Source organism: Micromonospora sp. WMMC241, from assembly GCF_027460165.1.
GTDB lineage: Bacteria > Actinomycetota > Actinomycetes > Mycobacteriales > Micromonosporaceae > Micromonospora > Micromonospora humi.
The window spans coordinates 3,397,862-3,423,458 of the sequence record NZ_JAPZBF010000001.1; the positions used below are offsets into that span (position 1 = coordinate 3,397,862).

The 25,597-nt window shown below is 74.1% G+C and carries 26 protein-coding genes; 8 read left to right on the forward strand and 18 right to left on the reverse strand.

Annotated elements, in window-relative coordinates; genetic code table 11:
* Entirely contained in the window at positions 1–1,263 is a 1,263-nt protein-coding gene (locus O7598_RS15730) for an MFS transporter (protein ID WP_269692097.1), read from the forward strand.
* Positions 1,264–1,266: 3 nt separating this feature from the next.
* On the opposite strand, the gene O7598_RS15735 is transcribed toward O7598_RS15730, so the two are convergent.
* A complete protein-coding gene (locus tag O7598_RS15735; RefSeq protein WP_269692098.1) occupies positions 1,267–2,340 on the reverse strand; it encodes a DUF4037 domain-containing protein in 1,074 nt (357 codons plus the stop codon).
* Positions 2,341–2,402: 62 nt separating this feature from the next.
* Between O7598_RS15735 and O7598_RS15740 the strand changes: the two genes are divergently transcribed.
* Entirely contained in the window at positions 2,403–3,326 is a 924-nt protein-coding gene (locus O7598_RS15740) for a 5'-3' exonuclease (RefSeq protein WP_269692099.1), read from the forward strand.
* A 514-nt stretch (positions 3,327–3,840) separates the two neighbouring features.
* Here O7598_RS15740 and O7598_RS15745 read toward each other — a convergent pair.
* On the reverse strand, positions 3,841–4,824 hold the full coding sequence (locus tag O7598_RS15745; RefSeq protein ID WP_269692100.1) for an MHYT domain-containing protein: 984 nt from the start codon (positions 4,822–4,824) through the stop codon (positions 3,841–3,843).
* Between the two features lie 165 nt (positions 4,825–4,989).
* On the reverse strand, positions 4,990–7,770 hold the full coding sequence (locus O7598_RS15750; protein ID WP_269692101.1) for a DEAD/DEAH box helicase: 2,781 nt from the start codon (positions 7,768–7,770) through the stop codon (positions 4,990–4,992).
* Between the two features lie 86 nt (positions 7,771–7,856).
* On the opposite strand from O7598_RS15750, the gene O7598_RS15755 reads away from it, so the two are divergent.
* Together O7598_RS15755 and O7598_RS15760 are read left to right on the forward strand one after the other, a co-directional pair.
* Positions 7,857–8,621, forward strand: a complete 765-nt coding sequence (locus O7598_RS15755) for an HAD family hydrolase (RefSeq protein WP_269692102.1) — start codon at positions 7,857–7,859, stop codon at positions 8,619–8,621.
* Between the two features lie 27 nt (positions 8,622–8,648).
* Positions 8,649–9,578: an EamA family transporter gene (locus O7598_RS15760; RefSeq protein WP_269692103.1), complete on the forward strand. Its 930-nt coding sequence runs from the start codon at positions 8,649–8,651 to the stop codon at positions 9,576–9,578.
* Here O7598_RS15760 and O7598_RS15765 read toward each other — a convergent pair.
* Positions 9,541–10,458 carry a diacylglycerol kinase gene (locus O7598_RS15765; protein WP_442929860.1) on the reverse strand — a complete coding sequence of 306 codons (918 nt, stop codon included), beginning with the start codon at positions 10,456–10,458 and terminating at the stop codon, positions 9,541–9,543. The genes O7598_RS15760 and O7598_RS15765 overlap by 38 nt on opposite strands.
* 104 nt (positions 10,459–10,562) lie before the next feature.
* On the opposite strand from O7598_RS15765, the gene O7598_RS15770 reads away from it, so the two are divergent.
* Entirely contained in the window at positions 10,563–11,300 is a 738-nt protein-coding gene (locus O7598_RS15770) for a hypothetical protein (RefSeq protein ID WP_269692105.1), read from the forward strand.
* 43 nt (positions 11,301–11,343) lie between these two features.
* Here O7598_RS15770 and O7598_RS15775 read toward each other — a convergent pair whose 3' ends face one another.
* Complete coding sequence (locus O7598_RS15775; protein WP_269692106.1) at positions 11,344–11,994, reverse strand: fasciclin domain-containing protein; 651 nt, start codon at positions 11,992–11,994, stop codon at positions 11,344–11,346.
* A 100-nt stretch (positions 11,995–12,094) separates the two neighbouring features.
* Entirely contained in the window at positions 12,095–12,793 is a 699-nt protein-coding gene (locus O7598_RS15780) for a hypothetical protein (protein WP_269692107.1), read from the reverse strand.
* A gap of 143 nt (positions 12,794–12,936) precedes the next feature.
* Between O7598_RS15780 and O7598_RS15785 the strand changes: the two genes are divergently transcribed.
* On the forward strand, positions 12,937–13,821 hold the full coding sequence (locus O7598_RS15785; protein WP_269692108.1) for an ABC transporter substrate-binding protein: 885 nt from the start codon (positions 12,937–12,939) through the stop codon (positions 13,819–13,821).
* A gap of 209 nt (positions 13,822–14,030) precedes the next feature.
* On the opposite strand, the gene tatC is transcribed toward O7598_RS15785, so the two are convergent.
* The 5 genes from tatC to O7598_RS15810 form a co-directional block, all read right to left on the reverse strand.
* Positions 14,031–14,984: a twin-arginine translocase subunit TatC gene (tatC, locus tag O7598_RS15790; protein ID WP_269692109.1), complete on the reverse strand. Its 954-nt coding sequence runs from the start codon at positions 14,982–14,984 to the stop codon at positions 14,031–14,033.
* Positions 14,985–15,005: 21 nt separating this feature from the next.
* Positions 15,006–15,323 (reverse strand): Sec-independent protein translocase subunit TatA, encoded by a 318-nt coding sequence (tatA, locus tag O7598_RS15795; protein WP_269692110.1) that lies wholly within the window; start codon positions 15,321–15,323, stop codon positions 15,006–15,008.
* 184 nt (positions 15,324–15,507) lie between these two features.
* Positions 15,508–15,756: a hypothetical protein gene (locus tag O7598_RS15800; protein ID WP_269692111.1), complete on the reverse strand. Its 249-nt coding sequence runs from the start codon at positions 15,754–15,756 to the stop codon at positions 15,508–15,510.
* Positions 15,757–15,766: 10 nt separating this feature from the next.
* A complete protein-coding gene (locus O7598_RS15805; RefSeq protein WP_269692112.1) occupies positions 15,767–16,774 on the reverse strand; it encodes a helix-turn-helix transcriptional regulator in 1,008 nt (335 codons plus the stop codon).
* A complete protein-coding gene (locus tag O7598_RS15810; RefSeq protein WP_269692113.1) occupies positions 16,771–17,769 on the reverse strand; it encodes a helix-turn-helix transcriptional regulator in 999 nt (332 codons plus the stop codon). The genes O7598_RS15805 and O7598_RS15810 overlap by 4 nt, the downstream gene beginning before the upstream one ends.
* 105 nt (positions 17,770–17,874) lie before the next feature.
* Here O7598_RS15810 and O7598_RS15815 point away from each other — a divergent pair, with 105 nt between their 5' ends.
* Positions 17,875–18,864 (forward strand): cation diffusion facilitator family transporter, encoded by a 990-nt coding sequence (locus tag O7598_RS15815; protein ID WP_269692114.1) that lies wholly within the window; start codon positions 17,875–17,877, stop codon positions 18,862–18,864.
* A gap of 44 nt (positions 18,865–18,908) precedes the next feature.
* Complete coding sequence (locus O7598_RS15820) at positions 18,909–19,994, forward strand: DUF3866 family protein (RefSeq protein ID WP_269692115.1); 1,086 nt, start codon at positions 18,909–18,911, stop codon at positions 19,992–19,994.
* 22 nt (positions 19,995–20,016) lie between these two features.
* Here O7598_RS15820 and O7598_RS15825 read toward each other — a convergent pair whose 3' ends face one another.
* The 7 genes from O7598_RS15825 to dop all read right to left on the reverse strand — a co-directional run bounded on the left by O7598_RS15825 (position 20,017) and on the right by dop (position 25,537).
* Positions 20,017–20,241, reverse strand: coding sequence for a hypothetical protein (locus tag O7598_RS15825; RefSeq protein ID WP_091058105.1), 225 nt, complete (start codon positions 20,239–20,241; stop codon positions 20,017–20,019).
* Positions 20,242–20,301: 60 nt separating this feature from the next.
* Positions 20,302–21,660, reverse strand: a complete 1,359-nt coding sequence (gene pafA, locus O7598_RS15830) for a Pup--protein ligase (RefSeq protein ID WP_091058108.1) — start codon at positions 21,658–21,660, stop codon at positions 20,302–20,304.
* Positions 21,661–21,783: 123 nt separating this feature from the next.
* Positions 21,784–22,617 (reverse strand): proteasome subunit alpha, encoded by an 834-nt coding sequence (gene prcA, locus O7598_RS15835; protein WP_269692116.1) that lies wholly within the window; start codon positions 22,615–22,617, stop codon positions 21,784–21,786.
* A 64-nt stretch (positions 22,618–22,681) separates the two neighbouring features.
* A complete protein-coding gene (gene prcB / locus O7598_RS15840; RefSeq protein WP_442929861.1) occupies positions 22,682–23,521 on the reverse strand; it encodes a proteasome subunit beta in 840 nt (279 codons plus the stop codon).
* On the reverse strand, positions 23,440–23,622 hold the full coding sequence (locus tag O7598_RS31460) for an endonuclease domain-containing protein (RefSeq protein ID WP_442929862.1): 183 nt from the start codon (positions 23,620–23,622) through the stop codon (positions 23,440–23,442). Before O7598_RS31460 ends, prcB begins: the two co-directional genes overlap by 82 nt.
* Before the next feature lie 83 nt (positions 23,623–23,705).
* The gene (locus O7598_RS15845) at positions 23,706–23,912 is read right to left on the reverse strand and encodes a ubiquitin-like protein Pup (protein WP_091058131.1); all 207 of its coding nucleotides are present in this window, start codon (positions 23,910–23,912) and stop codon (positions 23,706–23,708) included.
* A gap of 107 nt (positions 23,913–24,019) precedes the next feature.
* Positions 24,020–25,537, reverse strand: coding sequence for a depupylase/deamidase Dop (dop, locus tag O7598_RS15850; RefSeq protein ID WP_442929863.1), 1,518 nt, complete (start codon positions 25,535–25,537; stop codon positions 24,020–24,022).
* Between the last annotated feature and the right edge of the window lie 60 nt (positions 25,538–25,597).

A 25,597-nucleotide genomic window follows, 5' to 3' on the forward strand; every position in this document is an offset into this window, starting at 1 on the left:
ATGTCCGTCGAGCATCGGGCCGGGGTGTTCTGGCGCTGGTGGGCCGCCGGCACCACCAGCTATCTGGGGTCGGCGGTCGGTGCGGTGGCGTTGCCGCTCACCGCGCTGACCGTGCTGGACGCCTCGGCGTTCGAGATGGGGCTGGTCGCCGCCGCCGGCTACGTCGCCTGGCTGGTGATCGGCCTACCCGCCGGCGTGATCGTGCAACGGCTCCCGCTGCGCGGCGCACAGGTGGGCACCGACCTGGCCCGCGCCGTGGCGGTGGCGTCGGTACCGCTGGCCTGGTGGTGGGGTTGGCTGACGGTGGCGCACCTGATCGTCGTGGCGCTTGTGGTCAGCTTCGCCAACGTGCTGTTCGACGTCGCCAACGCGACGTTCCTGCCCACCGTGGTCCCCCGCGAGCAACTGCACGCCCGCAACAGCCTCACCTCCGCCACGCACGCCGCCACGCAGCTCGGCGGCCCGTCCCTGGGTGGAGTCGCGGTGCAGGCGCTCGGCGCGGTGCCGGCCGTGCTTGTCGACGCGGTCAGCTACCTCGTCTCCGCCGCGCTGCTCGGCTCGCTGCCGGCCCGCCGCACCGACGCGCCCGACCGGTGGCCCCCGGTGCGGGCGATGATCGGCGAAGGCTGGCGGTACGTCACGCGGCACCCGGTGATGGGACCGACCATGTGGACCGCCACCGCGGTGAACTTCGTCTGCGGCGCCCAGCTCGCCGTCTACCCGCTCTACCTGGTCCGCGAGCTGCACGCGCCACCCGCGCTGGTCGGCGTGCTGCTCGCCGTCGAGGGCGTCGGCTCGCTCGTCGGCGCGGCCCTGACCCCGTGGATCACCGGGCGGTGGGGGACGGCCCGCTCGCTGGTGGTCGCCTGCCTGGTGTCGGTCGGCGGCGCGGCCCTGGTGCCGGTGGGCGTGGGCGCACCCGCGTACCTGGCCTTCGCGGCGGGGAACGTGCTCTTCGCCGCCGGGGTGGTGGTGCTCAGCGTGACCACCCGCACCTACCGGCAGACCGCCAGCCCGCCCGGCCTGCTCTCCCGGGTGATGGCCACGGTCCGCTTCGTCTCCTGGGGCGCCATCCCGGTCGGCGGGCTGCTCGCCGGCGCCCTCGCCGGGCCCGCCGGGGCCCGGGCCACCCTGTTCTGCTTCGCCGCGGCCACCGCGCTGGCCCCGCTGACCCTGCTCTTCTCCCCGATCCGGCGGCTGCGCGACCTGACCGACCTGCGCGTCGACGCGCCGCCCGCACCGGAGCCGGTCGCCGCGCCCTGACGGTCAGCCCGGCAGCACCGCCGCCGCCACCCGGCGCGCCCGGCCCGGCTCGGTGAGCACGTCGACGTTGTCGACGTACTGGTCCACCGCGCCGACCGGCGGGCGCCCGCGCAGCTCCGGATCGACGATCGCGGCGCGCAGCGCCTCGACGAGCCGCCCCGCGTCCAGCACCAGGAACGGCCGGTCGTGGAACGGCCGCGCCGCCGGGTCCACGGGCGCGGCCAAGCCGGCCTCGTTGGTCCAGCCGGCCAGCGTCTCCAGCGCCCGCACCAGGCCGGCCTGCCGGGTCGCCCAGTCGCCGCCGCCGAGTGCGACGGCCAACGCGTCCACCACCGGCCCCGCCGCCGCCAGGCCGGCGAAGACCGTGCCCAGCCACTTCGGGTACGGGGGCCAGCGGCGGTGCAGCAGCAGGCCGAGGCGCATCAGGTCACGGGCCAGCCCGGCCGTGACCACCCGGCTGCCCACCTCGTCGCCGACCTCGGCGCAGCGACCGGCCAGGTGCTCGGCCTGCGCCACCCGCTGCCAACACGCTGCCAACACGTGACGCCAGACGTCGTCCGGATACCACGCCAGCCGGGCCCGCACGGCGGTGAGCGCGCCGCCCAGCCCGTCGTGGAACACCGCGCCCGCGGTCAGCTCCGCCAGCCGCTGCGTCGGCGTGGCCAGCCAGTCCGCCGTCGACAGGCCGGCGCGCGGGTCGACGCCCAGCCGGGCCCGCAGCCACGACCCCAGCTCCTCGACGCTCACCCCGTGCCGGTCGCCGTCCGCGCGGACCACGCCGAGCCGGGTCGTCGGGCCACCGGCGAACCGGGCCGGCCAGCCGAGGAACTCCGCGGGCAGCTCCGCGTCGAGCGCCGCCCGCACCGCCGCGATCCGCGTCGCGTCCGCCACGAATAGCTGGGTACGCGGCCCCCAGTCGTGGTCGGTCGAGCGGGGCATGTCGAGACCGAACAGCTCGGAGCCGCCGTCGAGCAGACCGGCGGAGTACGGCAGGCCCGGCAACCGCCGGGCCAGCAGCGGGGCAACCACCTCGTCGTGGAACCGGCGGGCCAGGATCAGACCGGGTACGAACGTCACCCGACCAGTCTGCGCAACCGCCGTCCCCCATCTCGTCCCAGGGGTGTGCCACCCTGTTGCGCGTGGCACACCGACCCCCGATCCTGCTGATCGACTCCCCCAGCCTCTACTTCCGCGCCTACTTCGGCATCCCGGAGTCGGCCGCGAGGACCGACGACGGCCAGCCGGTCAACGCGGTGCGCGGCTTCCTCGACATGCTCGCCCAGTTGGTCCGCACCCGGCGGCCGGACCGGATGATCTGCGCGATGGACCACGACTGGCGGCCGGCGTGGCGGGTGGAGCTGCTCCCGTCGTACAAGGCGCACCGGGTCGCGCCGGAGGGCGGCGAGGTCGTGCCGGACACGCTGTCCCCGCAGGTGCCGATGATCCTGGAGGTCCTCGACGCGCTGGGCGTCCCGGTGGTCGGCGCCACCGGCTACGAGGCCGACGACGTGCTGGGCACGCTCTCGGTCACCCAGCCCGGCCCGGTCGAGGTGGTCTCCGGTGACCGCGACCTGTTCCAGCTCGTCGACGACACCCACCCGACGCGCCTGCTCTACGTCGGTCGGGGCGTGGCCAAGCTGGACGACTGCGACGACGCCGCGGTCCGCGCCCGCTACGGCGTGCCCGCCGACCGGTACGCCGACTTCGCCGCGCTGCGCGGCGACCCGAGCGACGGGCTGCCCGGCGTGCCCGGCGTGGGCGAGAAGACCGCCGCCCGCCTGATCGACCGCTACGGCGGGCTCGACGGCATCCTGGCCGCGCTCGACGACCCCGGCTCCGGCTTCGCCCCGGGGCTGCGCGGCAAGCTCGACGGCGCGCGCGACTACCTGGCCGTGGCGCCGAAGGTGGTCCGGGTCGCCACCGACGTGCCGCTGCCCGACCTGGACCCGGCGCTGCCGACCTCCCCCGCCGACCCGGAGCGGCTGCTCGAACTGGCGCAGCGCTGGAACCTGGCCGGCTCCTGCCGACGCCTGGTCGACGCGCTCGCCGCCCCCCGCACCTGAGCGCGGACCCACCCGACGGCAGCGCCGCGGCTCACCCCCGCCGAGGCCCACCCCAGCTGAGGGTGCCGGCCGTTTCGCGCCAGCCAGGCCCGCCGGGCAGGCGGCCCAGCATCTCGGCCCGGACGGCGCGGGCTCGGCGAGGGTGGCGCGTTGGCGTTGCCGCCGAACGGCTCGGCCCGCTCACCGGCCTGGTCGACGACGCTGGCGTCAGGGCAGGTCTGCGCCCCTCTCGGGCCGCCGTCCATCGCAGCACAATGCACTTCACGTCCCGGGTATCGGTGCCGGTGATGTAGATCTTGGTACGAATTGGCCCTCATGGGGGCACTTTCGTACCAAGATCTACAATGGTCCGTCCAGCGGAAGATCGTTCTCGCTATTTGAGAGACCGCGGGCTGTCGCGGTTTCCGGTACCGCCACGGCGCCGCACCGCGAGCTGATTCCGGACGGGACGACATCGACGGGCAGGCGCGTCGAGCGTGGAAGGCCGGACTGCGGCAGCGGTCTCGCCGCCGGGTCAGCTGCGGGGGTCGGACTTGCGGCGGGACGGGAACTGGGCGCCGGGCTGTGCCAGCGTCGAGCGGGACCGCAGGCCCACCGGATCCGGCGCGGGCTGCTCCGGCACCACGCGGGGCGCGCGCAGGCCCACCGGATCCGGCGCGGGCTGCTCCGGTGCCACGCGGGGCGCGCGCAGGCCCACCGGATCCGGCGCCGCCTCCGGCACCGGCGTGGCGCCGTCGAGCCGGGCGGCCACGTACGCGGCCCCGGCCCGGTCGTCGTCGGACGGCGCGGCGAGCAGCGCGTATACCAGCCCCACCACGCCGAAGATCACGGCGAGCACGATCGGCACCAGCAGACCGCTGACCTCGGTGCCGGTGGTGGCGCCGCGACCCTCGTGCAGGTGCACCGACAGCGCGCTCATGCCGGTGAAGTGCATGCCGTTCACGGCGATGCCCATGACCAGCGCGGAGGCGATGATCGCGACGCCGCGCCGGACGGTCATCGCCAGCCAGAGCGCCACCGTGGCGGCCACCAGCGCGATGACGACGGAGAGCGTCACCCGCAACGGGTCGTAGCCGAGCGTGCCGTCCAGCCGCATGGCCGCCATCCCGGTGTAGTGCATTGCGGCCACGCCGGCGCCGGTGAAGACACCGCCGGCGAGCAACCGGACGGCGGTGAGCCGGCCGGTGCCCACGATCGCCAGGCCGATGCCGACGCCGACCATGGCGATCACCGTGCTGGCCGCGGTCAGCGGCACGTCGTAGCGGATCCGGGTGCCGCCGACGGCGAAGCCGAGCATGGCCATGAAGTGCATCGCCCAGATGGCGGTGCCGCCGAGCGCCCAGGCCGCGAGCAGACCCCACCAGGCGCGCTGGCCGGCACCGGTGGCGGTCCGGATGCGGCCGGCGCAGACCAGGCCGAGCGCCGAGCCGAGCACGGACAGCGCGTAGCTGAGCGCGGGTGTGATCCACCCGTACTCAAAGTGATTGATCTCGCCCACGGTGACCTTCCCCCGATCCGCTACCGGCGCGTAACCGTCGCGCCTCGGCAATGATCCGGCAGGGCCTGACCAGGCGCGACACCACCCCCCGGAGGTTTCGTGGGGTGGTGTCGTGATGACGCAGCGATGCGTCGATTCACCGGCGTCGGTGACCGAAAGTGATCGTCAGGCGGAGGCGTGGTAGGCCAGCACGCCCCGGTTGACGGCCGAGATCGCCTGTCGCGCGGTGGCCCGCAGCTCCGTCGAGGCGCCGCCCGAGTCGGCGATCTGGCCCAGCAGGTCGACCACCTGCCGCGCCCACCGGACGAAGTCGCCGGCCGGCATCTCGCCGTCGATCTGGTGCCCGCTGGCGAGCACCTTGGCGAGCGCCTCACCGCGCGCCCAGCGGTAGATCGGCCAGGCGAAGCCGAGATCCGGCTCGCGGGTGACGGTCAGACCGCGCGCCGCCTCGTCCGCCTCGATGTCGCCCCACAGCTTGAGCGTCTCGTCGACCGCGTCCCCGACCGCGCCACGGGGCAGCGACGCCCGCTCGTCCAGGTCGCGCCGCGCCTCGAAGACCACCACCGACACGGCGGCGGCCAGCTCGGCCGGGGAGAGGCCGTCCCACACCCGGCGGCGCAGGCACTCGGCGACCAGCAGGTCGGCCTCGGTCCAGATCCGCGCCAGCATCCGACCCGCGTCGGTCACCTCGCCGTCGGTCGCCAGGTAGCCGCGTGCGGTCAGCAGCGCGACGATCCGGTCGAACGTGCGGGCCAGCGAGCCGGTCCGCCCGCTCACCCGCTCGCGCAGCTCCTCGGTGTCGCGCTCCAGCCGGCGGCGGCGCTCCGCCCACCGGGCGTGCTCCTCCCGCTCCGGGCAGGCGTGGCAGGGATGCCCGCGCAGCTCGACGCGGAGCTGACTGAGCCGGTGGTCCTCCCCCACCGCCTGGCGGGAACGCCCGCCGCGCCGGCCGCTGTGCCGGTCCAGGCCGGTGCCGCTGACCGCGGCGGCCAGGTCGCGTCGGGCCGCCGGCGAGCGGTGGTTGAAGTGCTTCGGCACCCGGATCCGGGTGAGCACCTCGGCCGGGGTGGTGAAGTCGCCCGGGCTGACCCGGCCGGCCCACCGGTCCTGGGTGAGCACCAGCGGGCGGGGCTCGCCGAACCCGCCGGTGGCCGGGTCGAGCACCACGGCCAGGCCGGCGCGCCGCCCCGACGGCACCCGGATCACGTCACCGACCCGCAGCCGCTCCAGCGAGGCGACGGCCGCCGCCTTGCGCTGGGTCTGCCCCTGGCGGGCGATGGCCCGCTCCCGGTCGGCGATCGCCACCCGCAGCGCGAAGTACTCGTCGAAGTCGCCCTGGTGGCAGGCGGCCTCCGCGCCGTACGCCTCGATCGTCTCGGTGTTGCGCTGCACCTGCCGGGCCAGGCCGACCACCGACCGGTCGGCCTGGAACTGCGCGAAGGAGGACTCCAGCAGCGCCCGGGCCGGCTCCGCCCCGACGCTGCCGACCAGGTTGACGGCCATGTTGTAGGACGGCCGGAAGCTGGACCGCAGCGGGTAGGTGCGGGTGGAGGCGAGCCCGGCCACGTGCCGGGGGTCGGTCTCCGGCGACCAGACCACCACCGCGTGGCCCTCGACGTCGATGCCGCGGCGGCCGGCCCGGCCGGTGAGCTGGGTGTATTCACCCGGGGTGAGGTCGACGTGGGCCTCGCCGTTGAACTTGACCAGCCGCTCCAGCACCACGCAGCGGGCCGGCATGTTGATGCCCAGGGCCAGCGTCTCGGTGGCGAAGACCGCCTTGACCAGGCCGCGGACGAACAGCTCCTCGACGACCTCCTTGAACGCGGGGAGCATGCCGGCGTGGTGCGCGGCCAGCCCGCGCTCCAGGCCGTCGAGCCACTCCCAGTAGCCCAGCACGGTCAGGTCCTCGCCGGGGATGGCGGTGATCCGGGACTCGACCACCTCGCGGATCTCGGCGCGCTCCTCCGCGGAGGTCAGCCGCAGCCCGGCGGCGAGGCACTGCTGGACGGCGGCCTGGCAGCCGGCGCGGCTGAAGATGAACAGGATCGCCGGGAGCAGCCCTTCCCGGTCGAGCCGGTCGACGATGTCGGGGCGCATCGGACCGCGCCACCGGGGGCCGCGCCGCCCGCCGCCGGGGCCCGCGCTGCGCCCCTCGCCCAGCTCCAGCCGGCGCGTCGTGTCCCGGGTGTAGCGCAGCAGCTCCGGGTGCACGTCGTGCTTGCGGGCCGCGTCGGCGTCGTGGAAGAGGTCGAACATCCGCTTGCCGACCAGCATGTGCTGCCAGAGCGGCACCGGCCGGTGCTCGGAGACCACCACCGTGGTCTCCCCCCGCACCGTGACCAGCCAGTCGGCGAACTCCTCGGCGTTCGACACGGTCGCCGACAGCGACACCAACGTCACCGACTCCGGCAGGTGGATGATCACTTCTTCCCAGACCCCGCCGCGGAAGCGGTCGGCCAGGTAGTGCACCTCGTCCATCACCACGTAGGCCAGGCCCTCGAGGGTCGCCGAGCCGGCGTAGAGCATGTTGCGCAGCACCTCGGTGGTCATCACCACCACGGGCGCGTCGCCGTTGATCGCGTTGTCGCCGGTGAGCAGACCGACCTGCTCGGCGCCGTAGCGGTCGACCAGGTCGTGGTACTTCTGGTTGGACAGCGCTTTGATCGGCGTGGTGTAGAAGCACTTGCGACGCACGGCCGGCCCGTCGCCCGCGGGCGCCTCGCGCAGCGCCAGGTGCACCGCGAACTCGCCCACCACCGTCTTGCCGGCGCCGGTGGGCGCGCAGACCAGCACCCCGCTGCCCCGCTCCAGGGCCTCGCACGCCTCGCGCTGGAAGTCGTCCAGGTCGAACCCGAGGTCGCGGGAGAATTCGTCCAGGGCCGGGAAGGCGGAGGCCTGCGCGGCCCGGCGGCGCGCCGCGGCGTACCGCTCGGCGGGGCTCGACATGCATCCAAGATTAATCGGTACCGCCGACGGCCACCGGTCAAGGCCGTCCGGCGGGGCGGTCGGAGCGGGTCGGTAGGGTGCACGACGTGCCGGACCGTACCGAACTGCCCCACGCCTCGCGCGGCGCCGACGACGCCGTCCGCCCGAGCCCGTCCCGTCGGCCCGTGGAGGCGGTTCTCTTCGACTTCCACGGCACGCTCGCCCAGGTGGAGGAGCCACTGGCCTGGGTGTACGCCGCCGCGACCGCCTGCGGGGTCGAGCTGGACCGGATCCGGGCCACCTCGCTCGCCGACCGCCTGCTCACCGCCGGCCGGGCGGGCGGCCCGCTGCCGGCCCGGGTCCCGCCCCGGCTGGCCGAGCTGTGGGCCGACCGCGACCTCTACCCGCACGCCCACCGCGGTGCCTACACCGCGCTGGCCGAGACCGTCGACGCCGGCATCGACGGGTTCGCCGACGCGCTCTACGAGCGGGTGCTGGTCCCCGAGGGCTGGCTGCCGTACCCCGACACCGCCCCGGTGCTCGGTGCGCTCGCCGCCGGCGGGGTGAAGGTGGCGGTGGTCAGCAACATCGGCTTCGACCTGCGTCCCCTCTTCGCCGCCTGGGGCCTCGACGGACTGGTCGACGCGTACGCGCTGTCGTACGAGGTGGGGCGCTGCAAGCCGGATCCGGGCATCTTCCTGCGGGCCTGCGGGATGCTCGGCGTCGACCCGGAGCACACGCTGATGGTGGGTGACACCCCGGCCGACGCCGGCGCGGTGGCGGCCGGCTGCGGGGTGCTGGTGCTGCCCGCCGCCGACGCCGGCCGCCCGAACGGGCTGGGCGCGGTGCTGGACCTGGCCGGCGTCGGGTGACCGGCCGCCCCGACTAGGGTCAGGGGCGTGACCGCAGCCCACCCCTTTCCGCCCCGCGCGTCGGGCCGGCTCGGCGGGGTCGCGCTGGTGCTCGGCGGGGCGCTGTCGGTGCAGTTCGGTTCCGCGCTGGCCGCGCTGCTGTTCCCGCGCACCGGGGTGGCCGGCGCGGTCACCCTGCGGCTGACCCTCGGCGCGCTGCTGATGCTCGCGGCGTGCCGGCCCCGGCTGCGCGGGCACGGCCGGGACGACTGGACGGCAGTGGTCGCGTTCGGGCTGGCCCTGGCCGGCATGAACTCCGTCTTCTACCAGGCGATCGAGCGGATCCCGCTCGGTCCGGCCGTCACGCTGGAGGTGCTCGGCCCGCTGGCGCTGTCGGTGGCCGGCGCGCGCCGGGTCGCGGCCTGGTGCTGGGCCGGGCTGGCGCTGGCCGGGGTGGCCCTGCTCGGGCAGGGCGGGTTCGACCGGCTCGACCCACTCGGTGCCGCGCTGGCGCTGGCCGCGGGCGCCATGTGGGCGGCGTACATCGTCTGCTCGGCCCGGGTCGGCGCGCGGTTCCCCCGGGCCGACGGGCTGGCCCTGGCGCTCGCCGTGGCCGCGCTGGTCACCCTGCCGATCGGGCTGGCCGACGCCGGCGGCCGGCTGGCCGACCCGGCGGTGCTGGGGCTCGGCGCCGCGCTGGCGCTGCTCGCCTCGGTGCTGCCCTACAGCCTGGAGCTGGCGGCCCTGCGGCGGCTGCCCACCGCGACGTTCGCGGTGCTGATGAGCCTCGGCCCGGCGGTCGCCGCGCTGGCCGGCTGGCTGGTGCTCGGCCAGGCGCTGCACCCGATCGAGGTGCTCGCCATCGCGCTGGTGGTGGTGGCGAGCGTCGGCGCGGTCCGGGCCGCCGCGCCCCCGCCGCCGGTCGGGCCGCCGCCGTCGCTCAGCGGAGCAGCCGCAGCGCCGCCGGCACCGCGGTGACGGTCACCGGCAGGTCGAGGACGCGCTCGCCGTCGGCGTACGTGGTGATGCCCTCGGCGGCCAGCTCCACCGTCCGGGCCCGGTAGGCGCGCACCAGCGGGTGCGTCACGTGGGTGCCCCGGTAGATGCGCGGCTTGACCCGCATCAGGGTGCGCCTGTCGAACCGGCCGCCCACCACCACGTCCAGCAGGCCGTCGGTCGGGTCGGCGTCCGGGCAGATCCGCATACCCCCGCCGTAGCTGGCCGCGTTGCCGACCGCGACCAGCACCGCGTCCACCTCCTGCGGCACCCCGTCGAGGGTCAGCCGGTAGCGACGCGGCCGCAGCCGGGCCAGCTCCACCAGGATCGCCAGGTCGTACCGGCGGGGGCCGCGCGGCCAGCGCATCCGGTTGGCCCGCTCGTTGACGATCGCGTCGAACCCGGCCGCGAGCACCGCGCCGTACCACCGGTCGTCCCCGCCGGCCCCGGACATCCGGGCCAGGTCGACCGGGCGGCTGCGGCCGGCGGCCAGCGCGTCGGTGATCACCTCGACGGCCGCGCGGGGGTCGGCCGGGAACCCGGTCTCGACCGCGAAGTCGTTGCCGGTGCCCGCCGGCACCGGCCCGAACGGCACGACCGTCCCGGCCACCGCCTGCATCGCGCGGTGCACCGTGCCGTCGCCGCCGACCGCGACCAGCGCCCCGGCGCCGCCGGCCACCGCGGCGTGGCACGCCGCCTCCGCCTCCTGCGGGGTACGGGCGCGCAGCAGCTCGACCGGGCGGCCGGCCCGGCCGAGGCTCGCCAGGATCTCGGGCAGCAGACCCCGGTGCCGCCCCCGGCCGGCGGTCGGGTTCGCGAGCACGGCGACGGGGCCGGGCGGGGCATGATCGTGCGCGGTCACGGCGAGCACCGTACGGCACACCTCGCACCACCCACCAGGGGCGACGCCCGCAGCGGACATCGACGGGGCCACGGCGCGCACGGCCGTGCGGAATACTGCGCGCCATGCGTTCCCGCACGTTGATCGCCGTCCTCGCCCCGGTCGCGCTCGCCCCGTTCCTGCTGGCCGCGTGGTGGGCCCAACGGCCGGACGAGGCGCCGTGGCACGACGACGCCGTCGCCGACGCCACCGAGACGGTCGACCGGATCGAGGCGCGGTTCGACCGCGACCACCTCTACAAGGCCGAGGACTACGCGCACACCGCCGGGCAGGAGGCGGCCGTCGCGGTGCTCCGGGTCGACGGCGAGACGCACTGGCAGACCGGGGTGACGTTGGTGCTGCGGGTGACCGGGCACGGCAGCAGCGTCAACGACTGGGGCGAGCGGGTCGAGGGCACCGAGGAGGTCTGCTTCCGGCTGCGCCTCGGCCCGAAGGACGACGACCGCGACGACGACGTCGACTGCCCCGCCGGGCAACCGTTGCCGGTCGCGAAGGACCCGTCGCTGGCCGGCCTCGACGACCGCCTCCGGCGGGCCCTCAGCGGCGCCGGCCCGCACGAGAGCAAGGTCCGCGCCGCCGTCGCCGGCCTGAAGCTCGACCCGGCGGTACGCCAGGAGGTCGCGGTCGAGGGCGACACGGTCGGCGTGGCGCTGCGCGCCAGCCAGTACGACTGCCTGCTGGCCCGCGTCGGCCCGAAGGGCGCCGAGACGTGGCGGCCCTCCCACGTGCAGCTCGCCCCCGGTGAGCTGAGCTGCTCCGCCGGGCTGGCGCTCAGCGAGCAGTTCGGACACCGCGAACGGTGACGGCGCCCGGCAGGGGGTGCCGGACGCCGTCGACGGAAGCGGATCAGGGCAGGTCGATCGGGCGCAGCACCCGGTCCACCGCGTGCGCGATCTGCTTGTTGCCCTTGTTGATGTCGTAGCGGACCACCTGCGCGTCGCGGTCGTTGGTGTCCGCGTCGACCAGGCGCACCTGCCGGCCGTACCAGCAGTGCCGCACGTCGACCTCGACGGTGGCGCCGAGCGCGGTCGACAGCTCCGCGCCGTCGGCCTTCAGCGCCGCCCTGCGGTCGATCGTGGCGCCCGGCACCACGTGGTAGAGCAGCACGTCCTCCACGGTGTCCACGCCGAGGCCGGCGACCGCGTCGAACGCGGCCTTCTCGCCGGGGAGCTTCTTGGCGGCGGTGATGTCGCGGACCAGCTCGCGGAACGCGTAGTCGTTCGGCACGAACGCGGTGAGCGCGACCGTGCCGTCGGTGAGCACCTTCACCGGCGAGTCCGGCTTGGCCTGGAGCACCGTCAGGACCGCCTTGGTGAGCACGTCGAAGTCCCGCGCGTTGCGGTCGAAGCCGCTCTTGTCGGCGGTCAGCACGGCGGCCAGCGACCGGGTGCCGGGCTGCTTCGCGCCGGCCTGGGCGGGAGCGGCGACGGCGGTGGTGGCCACCGCCGCGGCGGTGGCGCCCACGGCCAGCCGGGCGGCGAGACGAGCGATGTTCATCGGGGAGCCTTTCGTCGAGCGAACGGGTCCGTGACTGTCGTCACGACCCTTGCTTCGCCCGGACCGTCCCCGATGGATGCACCCGCCCGCGATCCGTCGGTCAGCGCACCACCAGCCGCCGGCTCACCGCGGCGACCCCGTCGCCCTTAACCTTGAGCGTCCAGTTACCGGCGGCGCCCAGCGCCACCACCGTCTCGGCGGTGCCGTTCGGCTCCGCCTTCAGCTCGGCGATCCGCTTGCCGTCCGGGTTGAGCACGTACAGCGTCCGGGCGCCGGCGGTCTTGTTGGTCACCTTGAGCGAGAGCTTCTCGCCGGGCTCGGCGATCAACCCGTCGGCGCCGGTGAGCGTGTCACCGGTCAGCTCGATGGCGACCGCCCGGTCGTACGCCGTCTCGGCCGCGGCGCTGGCCACGTTGCCGTCGTCGGAGACGGTGATCCGGGTCCGCACCCCGTCGCCCTGCCGGCCCGGCTTGCAGGCCACCTCGTAGGAGCCGGTGGCGAGCGTGGCGCGCAGGTCGCCGGTGCGGCCCGCCGGCACGTCGGCCACCTCGGCGACCACCTTGGTGAAGTGGTCGCCCTCCCGGCCGTAGACGTAGACCCCGGTGGCCTGCTGCCCCCGGTTGGTCACGGTGAAGGTGACCGTGCCCGGGGTGAACAGCGTGGTGGTGACCTCACAGCTGGTGTCGGTGGCGGTCACCGGCACCTGCTCGCCCTTCGGCGCGGGCTCGTCGTCGCCGCAGGCGGTGAGCGCGGCGGCGGCGCAGAGGAGGGTCAGGACGGCGGCGGTACGGCTTTTCATCGGGCGCTCCGGAGCGGAGGTCAGCGCGCTGACCGGGACGGGGTGGGACTCGGCAGAGTCAGCAGAGTCTAAGCGGGCCGGGTGTCCCGGCAAGGCCCGAGGGCGGCTCGATTGTCCGGCTCCGGTGCGGCGATGATGGCGGCATGCGACTGGTCTCCCTCCTCCCCTCCGCCACCGAGATCGTCTACGCCCTGGGTCTCGGTGACGACCTGGTCGGGGTCACGTTCGAGTGCGAGGTGCCGGCGGCGTACCGGGCCGGGGTCTCGGTGGTGGTCGGTGGGCGGGACACCAGCGGGATGAGCCCCGGTGAGATCGACGCCTACGTCCGGGAACGGCTCGCGGCCGGGGCGGACCTCTACACCCTGCACGCCGGCGCGCTGGCCGGGCTGGACCCGGACCTGATCCTCACCCAGGACCTGTGCCGGGTCTGCGCGCTGCCGTCCGGCCGGGTGGCCGACGCCGTCGACCATCTCGGCGTGCGGGCGGAGGTGCTGTCGCTCGACCCGTACACCCTCGACGACGTGCTGGGCACGATCCGCGCGGTGGGCGCGGCGGCCCGGGTGCCGGAGCGCGCCGAGGCGCTGGTGGACGGCCTGCGGGCCCGGCTGGCGGCGATCGGCGCGGCGGTGGTCGGCCGGCCCCGGCGGCGGGTCGCCGTCGTCGAGTGGGTGGATCCGCCGTTCGGCGCCGGGCACTGGATCCCGGATCTCGTCGACGTCGCCGGCGGCGCGCCGGTGGCCACCCATCCGGGGGCCCGGTCCACGGCGACGACCTGGGCGGAGCTGCGCGCGGCCGACCCCGAGGTGGTGCTCGTCGCGCCGTGCGGTTTCCGGCTCGACGGCGCCGCCGACCAGGCGGCCGAGGTGGCCGGGCACTTTCCCGGTGCTGAGGTGTGGGCGCTGGACGCGGACGCGCTGATCGTTCGCGCCGGCCCGCGCCTGGTCGACGGCGCCGAGGCGATCGCCGCCATCCTGCACCCCGACGCGGTCCCGCCCCTCTCCCCCACCGCCGCCCGCCGCGTGTCCTGACCGCCCCCGCCCCGCCCCGCCCCGCCCCGCCCCGCCCCGCGCCCCGCCCAATTCCGTCGATCTTGGAGTTGTGGTCGTTGACAAAAGGTGCGGGAGCCGCATTCGAGGCGCCACAAGTCCAAGATCGACGCGGACGGGGGTGAAGGTGAGACGCGGCCGCCGTCCCCGTGGGCGGGAACGGCGGCCGGGTGGAGCTTGCTGGGAGACGGTCAGGTCATGTCGTCGTAGCGGCGTTCGATCGGCGCCGGGGCGGCGACCGGCTCGGGCGCCTCGACCGGGGCGGACGCCTCGATCCGGGCGCCGGTCGGCACCGGCTCGTTCGACAGGTCCAGCGGCGACACCTCGTCGTCGGCGATGCCGGCGTAGACCTCGCGGCCCCGCCCGCGCCGCCGGTCGTTGAGGAACGCCAGCCCCACCGCGCCGAAGTAGAGCGCGGAGAGGCAGAACGCCAGCGCCGTCATGCCGAACGGGTCCGGCGTCGGCGTGACCACCGCGGAGAACGCGAAGAACACGAAGATCGCCACCCGCCACCAGCTCAGCAGCCGCTTGGCGCTGGCCAGGCCGACGAAGTTGAGCATCAGCACGATCAACGGGAACTCGAACGCCACCCCGAACAGCAGGATCAGGTTGGTGACGAACCCGATGTAGCGGGTGATGTCGAGCGTGGTGGTCACGTCGCCGCCGCCGGAGACGTCGAGCAGGAACTCCAGGCCCTTGGACGTCACGAAGAACGCCAGCACCGCGCCGGCCGCGAACAGCGGGGCGGCCAGGGCGGTGAAGAAGTAGGCGTAGCGCCGCTCGTGACGGTGCAGGCCCGGCGCGATGAACGCCCAGAGCTGGTAGAGCCAGATCGGCGCGGCGATGATCAGGCCGACCCAGAGGGAGACCTTCATCTGCAGCAGGAACAGGTCGGCGGGGCCGAGCTGGACGAAGTTGCAGTCGCCGTTGATCAACCGCGCCTTGGGCAGGTCGCAGTAGGGCTTCTGCAGCAGGTGCATCACCGGCCCGGAGAGCCAGACGCCGAAGCCGAAGCCGAACAGGATCGCCAGCGACGCCCGGAACAGGCGGTTCCGCAGCTCGCGGATGTGCTCGATGAGCGTCATCGAGCCGTCGGACGCGCGCGCGAACGAACTCGGCCCGCGCTTCTTCAACCCGAAGGCCACGGTGGTGGGGGCCCTTCCGGCTCAGTTCTCGCGGACGCGGTGCACCGGGTCGACCGGCGGGGCGACCGGCTGCTGCGGCTGCGGAGCGTACTGCTGCTGCTGGGCGTACTGCGGGTGGCCCTGGACCGGCTGCTGCGGCGGGAGCGGCTGGTAGCCGGCCTGCGCGTCGGCCTTCTCGGCCAGGTCACGGTCGTCGTCCTGCAGGCTCTTGGTCTCGGCCTTGATGATCCGCAGCGAGCGGCCCAGCGAGCGGGCCGCGTCGGGGAGCCGCTTCGCGCCGAAGAGCAGGATCAGCACGACCACGAGTACGGCGATGTGCCACGGCTTGAGGGCACCCATGGGAAGCTCCAGTCGCTCTGTGTCGGTGTGTGGTGGGTCGCCGCCCATCGTACGTGCGTCGCAGCGGCTTGCCACCCTCGCCGGGTCTGCTGGTGCCGGCCCGGTCGGTGAAGTCTCGACCAACCCGAAGTGTCCCGTCAACCACCTGTCATGGAGCATTCGGGCCGAAAACGGCCCGCGTCGATCACTCCCCGCGCTTGGCCTTGATCAACGTGACCCGCTGCTGCGCGACGGCCGCCCGCTCCTGCAGCGCCTCGGCCCGCGCCTGCAGGTCCTCGGCGGCGGAACGCAGCGACTCGGCCTCGGCAGCCCGGCGCTGCAACGCCACCGCCGACCGGCGCAACCGGGGCAGCCGCGCCACCACCGGGCGGACCGCCAGGGCCAGCATGACCAGCGCGAACAGCACGACCCCGAGCACGATCCAGATCACCACGGCGGTCAGCCTATCGGGTGACGCCGGTCGCCGCCGGATCGGCGGTGCCGGTCGGGACCGCATACGCTTCGAGCGCGGCGACCGCCTGCGCGCGGACCTGCTCGGCCAACTCGGCCGGGGCCACCACGGTCGCCTCCGGGCCCAGCCCCAGCACGAACCGGCGGGCCCAGCCCAGGTCGGTGACCCGCAGCGACACCAACCACTGCTCGCCGTCGGCCTCGACCCGCTCGCACGGATAATATTCGGTGATCCACCGCTCACCCCGGCCGATCCGCAGCGTGATCAACGGCAGGTCGGCCGAGGGCCGGAACACGCCGTCGCTCAGGTCATGCGGGCGGGCCTGCGGCGGCACCACGGCCCGCTCCGGCAACTCGGTGACCGCGTCGATCCGGTCGGCGCGGAACAGCCGCACCGCCTCGGCGCGGCGGCACCACGCCTCCACGTACGCCCGGCCGCCGACCATCAGCATCCGCAGCGGGTCGATGGTGCGCTCGGTGGTCTCGTCGCGGGCCGGCGTGTAGTAGGTGATCCGCAGCGCACGACCCCGCTCGACCGCGGCACGCAGCTCACGCACCCGCGCGTTGTCGCCGGGCAGCCGCACCTCGACCGGCGCGCCGGCCAGGTCGCCGGCCGCGCTCTCGATCTTCGCGAGGGCCCGCTCGACCGCCTCCCGGTTGGCCACCCCGGGCGTCTCGGCGAGCATCCGCAGCGCCACCACCAGGGCCAGCGCCTCGTCCGGGGTGAGCCGCAACGGCCGGTCGATGCCGGCGTCGTAGGTGATGGTCACCCGGTCGCCGTCGAACGCCATGTCGATCAGGTCACCCGGGCCGTAGCCGGGCAGCCCGCACACCCAGAGCAGCTCCAGATCCTCCCGGAGCTGCTTCTCGGTCACCCCGAGGTCGTGCGCCGCCTCGGCGATCTCGATGCCGGGGCGGGCCAGCAGGTAGGGCACCAGGTTGAGCAGCCGGGCCAGCCGGTCGGCCGAGGTGCGGCCGGCGCGGGCCGCCGGCCGGGTCACCGGGCACCCCCGGCGACCGCCAGCTCGTCGTGCCGGGCGGCGACCTCCTTCAACCGCTGGATGACCGCCTCACGCACCTCCGGCGGCTCCAACACCCGCACGTCCGGGCCGTAGCCGACGATCTGCCCGGCCAGGAAGTCGGCGTCGGCGTACGGCAGCACCAGCCGGTCACCGTCCGGACCGGCGTGGCTCTCCACCGCCCAGCGACGCAGCCCGGCGGCGCGCCCCGGCGTCACCAGCACGGTCGCCCGGCCGGTGCGTTCCACCGGCCCCGACCAGCGGGCCACGTGACTGATCAGGTCCACCCCGACGGGCGGCTCGTAGGCCCCCGGCTCACCGGTCGACCGGACCGCGCCCACCACCCGGGAGAGCCGGAAGCAGCGCGTCGCCGCGCGGTCCAGGTCGTGACCCACGACATACCACCGGCCGCGCCAACAGACCACACCCCACGGCTGCACCCGGCGGCGCGTCGGCGCGTCCCGGTCCGGCACCCGGTAGTCGAAGCTGACCTCCCGCCGGTCCCGCGCGGCGGCGGTCAGCGGCGCGAACGCCGGGTCGACCGTCACCATCGGCTCCAGGCCCAGGGTGGCCTGCGGGTCCACGTCGATGCCCGCGGCGCGCAGCTTCGCCAGCCCGGACGACGCGGCGGCGGCCAGACCGGCGTGCTGCCACAGCCGCGCCGCGATGCCCACCGCGGCGGCCTCGTCCGGCTCCAGCGGAATGTCGGGCAACGCGTATTCCCGGTGGGCGATCCGGTAGCCCGGCTCGGCGTCGAAGACGCTCGCCGTCCCGGTCTCCAGCGGCACGCCCAGCTCCCGCAGCTCGGCCTTGTCGCGCTCGAACTTGCGCTGGAACGCCTCGTGGTCCTTGGCGTCGTCCGGGTCGTGCTCGTAGCCGGGCACGGTCGCGGCGATCTGGGCGGCGGTCAGGAAACGCCGCGTGGACAGCAGGCAGATCACCAGGTTGACCAGGCGTTCGGTACGGGTCCGGGACACGTACCGAACGCTAGCAGTCCGCGCGTCCGACGCGGGCACCCGCGCGGGCGCGGCGCGGGCCCGGCTGGACGGGCGACCCACCGGCAGCGGTCATAGGGTGGGCGCATGGCGGAAGCGGAAGTCAAGACCGAGAGCGTCGGCACCGTGGTGGTGGCCGGCGCGGCGAACCTCGCCATCGCGATCGCCAAGCTGGTCGCGGGCCTGCTCTCCGGCTCCGCGGCGATGCTCTCCGAGGCCGCCCACTCGGTCGCCGACACCACCACCGAACTGCTGCTCTACCTCGCGCTGCGCCGCGGCGCACGGCCCGCCGACCCCCGACACCCCTTCGGGTACGGCAAGGAGAGCTACGTCTGGGCGTTCCTCGCCGCGCTGTTCACGTTCGTGGCCGGCGCCGGCTTCGCCATCACCCACGGCGTCACCACGATCCTGGTGCACGAGCACACCGGCAGCTACCTGGTCGCGTACGTCGTACTGGCGATCTCGTTCGCCATCGAGTCGGTGTCGCTGGCCCGGGCCGTGCGGCAGGTGCGCGGCGAGTCGCGGCGCTGGCGCACCACCCCCCGCCGCTACCTGCGGCTCACCGCCGACACCACGGTCAAGGCGGTCTTCCTGGAGGACAGCGCCGCGCTGATCGGCCTGCTGATCGCCGCCGCCGGGCTCACCCTGTCCCACCTCACCGGCGACGAGCTCTACGACGGCGTCGCGTCGATCCTCATCGGCGTGCTGCTGCTGGTGGTCGCCGCCGTCCTGGCCCGCAGCAACATCTCGCTGCTGGTCGGCCGCGCGGTCTCCGAGCGGACGCACCGGCAGATCGAGCAGGAGCTGGCGCAGCTGCCGACCGTCGACCGGGTCGACACGCTGATGACCATGTTCCTCGGCCCGGAGGACATCCTGGTCGCCGCCAAGGTCGACTTCCGGGACGACGCCACCGGCGCCGAGATCGAGGCCGCCTCCGACGAGGCCGAACGGCGGCTCACCGGGCGGTTCCCGGAGATCGCGTACGTCTTCCTCGACCCGACCCGGTCGCGCGGCACCGGCCGCCGCGCGCGGACCACGCAGGACGAGCCGGGCCGGTCGGTCGACCAGGGGGCCTGACCCCGGCCGCCCGCCGCCGGGGCGCCGGCCGATAGCGTGCCCGCATGGTGCGATGGCGGTCCGGGACGGTCACGACGGTACGACGGCGGTGGGCCGGCGCCGTCGAACTCGACGTCGAGCTGCCCGACGGCGCCCGGATGCGGGCCCTGGCCTACCCGGCACTGGTCGGCGACCCCGAACCCGGCGACCGGGTGCTGCTCAACGCCGGCGCCCTGCTGATGGGCCTCGGCACCGGCGGGTACGCGCTCGTCGTCGCGCTGCCCGACCGGCTCCCCGCGGACCCGCCGCAGGCAGTCGACAACCGCGACGCCGGGCACCTGGTCAAGGCCCGCTACACCCCGCTGCAGCCGATCCTGCTCGGCGTCGACGAGGAGGCCTCCCCGCACCACGCGCGGCTGGCCACCGCCGAGTCGATCGACGGGATGCCGGTGGTCACCGCCGACCTGCACTCCGCCCTGCCGGCGGTCCTGGCCGGCGTGCACGCCGACGCCCCCCGGGCCCGGGTCGCCTACCTGCTCACCGACGGCGGGGCGCTGCCCGCCTGGTTCTCCCGGACCCTGGCCGGGCTCGCCGGCCACCTCGCCGGCACGGTCACCGTCGGGCAGGCGTTCGGCGGCGACCTGGAGGCCACCACCCTGCACAGCGGCCTGCTCGCCGCCCGCCACGTGCTCGACGCCGACCTGGCGATCGTCGCCCAGGGCCCGGGCAACCTCGGCACCGGCACCCGCTGGGGCTTCTCCGGAGTGGCCGTCGGCGAGGCCGTCAACGCCGTCGCCACGCTCGGCGGGCGCCCGGTCGGCTCGCTGCGCGTCTCCGACGCCGACCCCCGCCCCCGGCACCGCGGCGTCTCCCACCACAGCCTCACCGCGTACGGCCGGGTCGCGCTGGCCCGCGCGGAGCTGGTCGTGCCGGACGGCCTCGACCCGGAACTCACGGCGGCCGTCACGGCGGCGCTGGCGCCCCTGGTCGACCGGCACCGGATCGTCACCGTGCCCACCGACGGCCTTTACGCGGCGCTGCGGGCCAGCCCGGTCGGGCTGTCGACGATGGGTCGCGGCCTGGACGCCGACCACGCCTACTTCCTGGCCGCGGCCGCCGCCGGCCGGTACGCCGCCGGTCTGCTCGACTGACCGGCGCACGCCGGGCGCCGGCTCAGCCGAACCAGAGGATCAGCCCCACCCAGGCCACCACGATCAGCACCAGCGCGGCCGCCAGCGCCCAGGTGGGCACCTTGTGGTCGCCGCGGCGGTTGCGCTCGAGCTCGGCGCGGATCTTCTCCCGCCGCCGGTCGATCCAGTTGAGCTTCTCGGTGCCGCCGTCCCGCTCGCGGCCGGAGGTCTGGCCGCGCTCGCGGCCCTGCGGTTCGGAAGTGTCCATGGCGACGCCAGCGTACCGGTGCCCGGGCGGCCGGTGCCGGGCACCGGCCGCCCACCGGCGTCACATGCTCGCGATCAGCCGTTCCACCCGCTCGTCGTAGGCCCGGAACGGGTCCTTGCAGAGCACCGTGCGCTGCGCCTGGTCGTTCAGCTTCAGGTGCACCCAGTCGACGGTGAAGTCACGCCGCTTCTCCTGCGCGTGCCGGATGAACTCGCCACGCAGCCGCGCCCGGGTGGTCTGCGGCGGCGTCTCCTTCGCCTCGAAGATCTCCGGGTCGTTCGCCACCCGGTCCACCTCGCCGCGACGCTCCAGCAGCCCGTACAGGCCCCGGCCGCGCCGCAGGTCGTGATAGGCCAGATCCATCTGCGCCACCCGCGGGTGCGACAACGGCAGGTCGTGCTTGCGCTGGTAACGCTCGATCAGCTTCAGCTTGCTGACCCAGTCGATCTCCCGCGCCACCGGGTCCAGGTCGCCGGTCTCCACCGCGCGCAGCACCCGCGCCCACAGGTCCACCACCCGCTTGGCGGTCTGGTCACCGCCGCGGCGCTCCACGAACTCCGTCGCCTTGGCCAGGTATTCCTGCTGGATCTCCAGCGCCGAGACCTCCTTGCCGGAGGCCAGGCGGACCTTGCGCCGGCCGGTGATGTCGTGCGACACCTCGCGGATCGCCCGGATCGGGTTCTCCAGCGTCAGGTCCCGCATGACCACGCCGGCCTCGATCATCCGCAGCACGATGTCGGCCGTGCCGACCTTCAGCAGCGTGGTGACCTCGTTCATGTTCGAGTCGCCGACGATCACGTGCAGCCGGCGGTAGCGCTCCGCGTCCGCGTGCGGCTCGTCGCGGGTGTTGATGATCGGTCGGCTGCGGGTGGTCGCCGAGGAGACGCCCTCCCAGATGTGCTCCGCCCGCTGCGACAGGCAGTAGACCGCGCCACGCGGGGTCTGCAACACCTTGCCGGCGCCGCAGATCAACTGCCGGGTGACCAGGAACGGGATCAGCACGTCGGCCAGCCGGCCGAACTCGCCGTGCCGGGACACCAGGTAGTTCTCGTGGCAGCCGTACGAGTTGCCGGCCGAGTCGGTGTTGTTCTTGAACAGGTAGATCTCGCCTGCGATGCCCTCGTCGTGCAGCCGCTTCTCCGCGTCGACGAGCAGGCCCTCCAGGATCCGCTCACCGGCCCGGTCGTGGGCCACCAGGTCGGTCACCGAGTCGCACTCCGGTGTCGCGTACTCCGGATGCGAGCCGACGTCCAGATAGAGGCGGGCTCCGTTGCGGAGGAACACGTTGCTCGACCGGCCCCACGACACCACCCGCCGGAACAGGTACCGCGCGACCTCGTCGGGCGACAGCCGGCGCTGCCCGCGATAGGTGCAGGTGACGCCGTACTCGGTCTCGATGCCGAAGATTCGCCGTTCCATGATGAGACATTAGCCGCCCGGAGGCCCCGATGGCAGCGCGCGGGCTCAGCGTCGCACGGCGGAGCCGCCCGGACAGCAACGGACCCCGCCACTTCGGGAAGTGGCGGGGTCCGACGACCGGCCTCATTCGCCGGGCTTGTCCTGCGGGTTGCCCTCCAGGTCGGCGGAGCCGGCCGAGGTGGTCGGCTTCTTCGCCTCCTCGGTCGGCACCGTCGGCGTCTTCGCCCGCCCCGGCGCCGGCGCGACGTCACCTTCCGCGTCGCCGTCGAGCAACGCCGACAGCGCCGCCCCGGTGATCCGCCGGAACGTCCGGCCCACCCGGGCCCGGTCCAGGACCGCCACCTCGAGCTGGTTCGCGGCGATCGTGCGGGCCGACCCACCGTCACCACCGACGCTGCTCAGCGCCTTCATCGCGGCGCGGACCGCCTCCGACAGCGACATCTCCGGGCGGTGCTCGTTCTTCAGCACCCCGGCGATCGCCTCGGACTGGCCGCCCATCGCCATCCGGCCCGGCTCGTCGTTGACCGAACCGTCGTAGGTCACCCGGTAGAGCGAGTCGTCCTCGGCCGTGGCACCCACCTCGGCCACGCAGATCTCCACCTCGAACGGCTTCGACTGCTCGGTGAAGATGGCGCCCAGCGTCTGCGCGTACGCGTTCGCCAGCGCCAGACCGTTGACGTCCCGCCGGTCGTAGCTCAGGCCGTTGAGGTCGGCCATCCGCACGCCCGCGCGGCGCAGGTTCTCGAACTCGTTGTAGCGGCCGACCGCGGCGAAGCCGATCCGGTCGTAGATCTCGCTGACCTTGTGCAGCGTGCTGGACAGGTTCTCGGCGACGAAGAGCACGCCGCCGGCATAGCTCAGGACCACCGCGCTGCGGCCCCGGGCGATGCCCTTGCGGGCCAGCTCGGAGCGGTCGCGCATGATCTGCTCGGGCGAGGCGTAGAACTGCATGGCCACGGCGGTGGTTCTCCTTCGTGCCTGTGGTGCGGGACTGCTGACTCGGTGGGCGTCGGAAGCGGGGTCAGCCGCCCGGGTTCTCCATCCGGCCGGACACCACGCCCTCGGCGATCGCCGCCGTCTCGGCGTCGGTGAGGCGGTGGGTGCCGTCGGCCGTCGCGGTCATCACGACCGGGTAGATCCGCCGGGTCAGGTCGGGGCCGCCGGTGGCGGTGTCGTCGTCCGCCGCGTCGTAGAGCGCCTCGACGGCCAGCCGCGTCGCGTCGTCGACCGACAGGCCCGCCCGGAAGCGCTTCTTCAGCGCGGACTTGGCGAACAGTGAGCCGGAGCCGATCGCGTCGTAGCCGGTCTCCTCGTAGGGGCCGCCGGTCACGTCGAAGCTGAAGATCCGGCCGGCCCGCGCCGGGTCGCTCGCGGCCAGGTCGAAGCCGGCGAACAGCGGGACGACGGCCAGGCCCTGCATGGCGGCGCCCAGGTTGCCGCGGATCATCGAGGCCAGCCGGTTGGCCTTGCCGTCGAGCGAGAGCATCGCGCCCTCGATCTTCTCGTAGTGCTCCAGTTCCACCTGGAACAGTCGCATCAGCTCGATGCCGATGCCCGCGGTGCCGGCGATGCCGACCAGCGAGTAGGCGTCGGCCGGGTGCACCTTCTCGATGTCGCGCTGGGCGATCAGGTTGCCCATGGTGGCGCGGCGGTCGCCGGCCATGACCACACCACCGGCGGCCGAGATGGCCACGATCGTGGTGGCGTGCGGCGCCATGTCGGCGGCCATGCCGGGCGGCAGCGGCCGACGGCCGGGCAGCATCTCGGGGGCCGCCTTGCTCAGGAATGTGGTGAAGGAGGACGTCCCCGCGTTGGTGAACACATCTGGAAGACGCCCGGATGGATCAAAACCCGCTGCCACGTGGTTCCTCTCAGGTATGTGATCGCCCCGGCCAGGCTGTCGAGGTCGTCCTTGAACTGGCCGAGACCGCCGTTGCAGTTGAAGCAGAGTATCCCGCGCACCCGTCAGATGCGATCATCGTGGGCCGGACCGCGACGCCAGGCGGACCGGCCGTCGCCCACCACCGGAGAAACGGACAAAAGCCTCATTCTCCGCCTTTTTGGACGTATCCTCTCACGAACTCCTCGGCGTTCTCCTCCAGGACGGAGTCGATCTCGTCGAGCAGGTCGTCGACGTCCTCGGTGATCTCGGCGTGCCGCTCGGCAACCTCGGGGTTGGCCTGAGCGGTGACCTCCTCGACCTCCTCGTGGGACTTGCCGGACTGGGTCTGCCCACCCTCTTGTGCCGCCATGGTGGTGCCTCCTCCACGATCGCCTGCGATCAACTTACCTCGCGCGGACGACGAAAGGCCCGCCGCGCGCCGGGTTCCGGCACTCGGCGGGCCTTCCGGCATCCTGGTCAGCCGCCGGTGAGCATCTCCAGCAGGTCCTTGGCGCTCTCGCACCTGTCGAAGAGCTGCCCGACGTGCGCCCGGGTGCCCCGCTCCGGCTCCATCATCGGCACCCGCACCAGCGACTCCCGACCCACGTCGAAGATGACCGAGTCCCAGCTCGCGGCGACCACCTCGGAGGCGTACTGCGCCAGGCAGCGGCCGCGGAAGTAGGCCCGGGTGTCCTCCGGCGGTTCGGTCATCGCGGTCCGGGTCTGCTCGTCGGTGAGCAGCGTCTTCATCGACCCGCGCTGCACCAGCCGGTGGTAGAGGCCCTTCTCCGGCCGCACGTCGGAATACTGCAGGTCGACCAGCTGCAGCTTGTGCGAGCCCCAGCCGAGCTTCTCCCGCTCCCGGTAGCCCTCCAGCAGCCGCAGCTTGGCCACCCAGTCCAGCTCGTCGGCGCACTCGAAGGCGTCGCGGCCGAGCCGGTCCAGCACGCTCTCCCAGCGGTCGAGGACGTCGGCGGTCTGCGCGTCCACGTCCTGGCCGTAGCGGTCGTCCACGAAGGAACGGACCCGGTCCAGGTAGGCCCACTGCACGTCCAGCGCGGTGAGCCTGCGGCCGTCGCGCATCCGCATGAGGTGCTTCAACGACGGGTCGTGACTGACCGCGCGCAGCTCGCCGACCGGGTCGGCGATGCCCAGGTCGGCGCCGAGCGCCTTCTCCTCGATCATGGCGAGGATCAGCGAGGTGGTGCCGACCTTGAGGAAGGTGGAGATCTCGGAGAGGTTGGCGTCACCGATGATGACGTGCAGGCGCCGGTACTTGTCGGCGTCCGCGTGCGGCTCGTCGCGGGTGTTGATGATGGGCCGCTTGAGGGTGGTCTCCAGCCCGACCTCGACCTCGAAGAAGTCGGCGCGCTGGGAGATCTGGAAGCCGCTCTGGCCGCCGTCCTGGCCGATGCCGACGCGGCCCGCGCCGCAGACGATCTGCCGGGTGACGAAGAACGGCGTCAGGTACGCCACGATGTCGGCGAACGGCGTCTGCCGGCGCATCAGGTAGTTCTCGTGGGAGCCGTAGCTGGCGCCCTTGTTGTCGGTGTTGTTCTTGTAGAGGTGGATGGGGTGGGTGCCCGGGATGGTGGCGGCCCGCCGGGACGCCTCGGCCATCACCCGCTCCCCCGCCTTGTCCCAGCGCACCACGTCGAGCGGCGTGGTCACCTCGGGGGTGGAGTATTCGGGGTGGGCGTGGTCGACGTAGAGCCGGGCGCCGTTGGTGAGTATCACGTTGGCCAGCCCGAGATCCTCGTCGGCGAGCGCCTCGGCCGGGTCGTACGCCGCCCCGGAGTAGGTGAACCCGCGGGCGTCGCGCAGCGGCGACTCCTCCTCGTAGTCCCAGCGTGCCCGTCCGCCCCGGTTGAGTTCCGGTCGTGCTCCGTAGGCGTTGACCACCTGGGACGAGGTGACCATCGGGTTGGCTCCGGCCTGGCCGGGCACGGAGATGCCGTACTCGACCTCGGTGCCCATGATCCGTCTGACGCTCATCGACCTGCCCGCTCCGCTCGCCGTCGGATTCCCCGTCAGGTCGAGCGTAGTCGGCGCGTC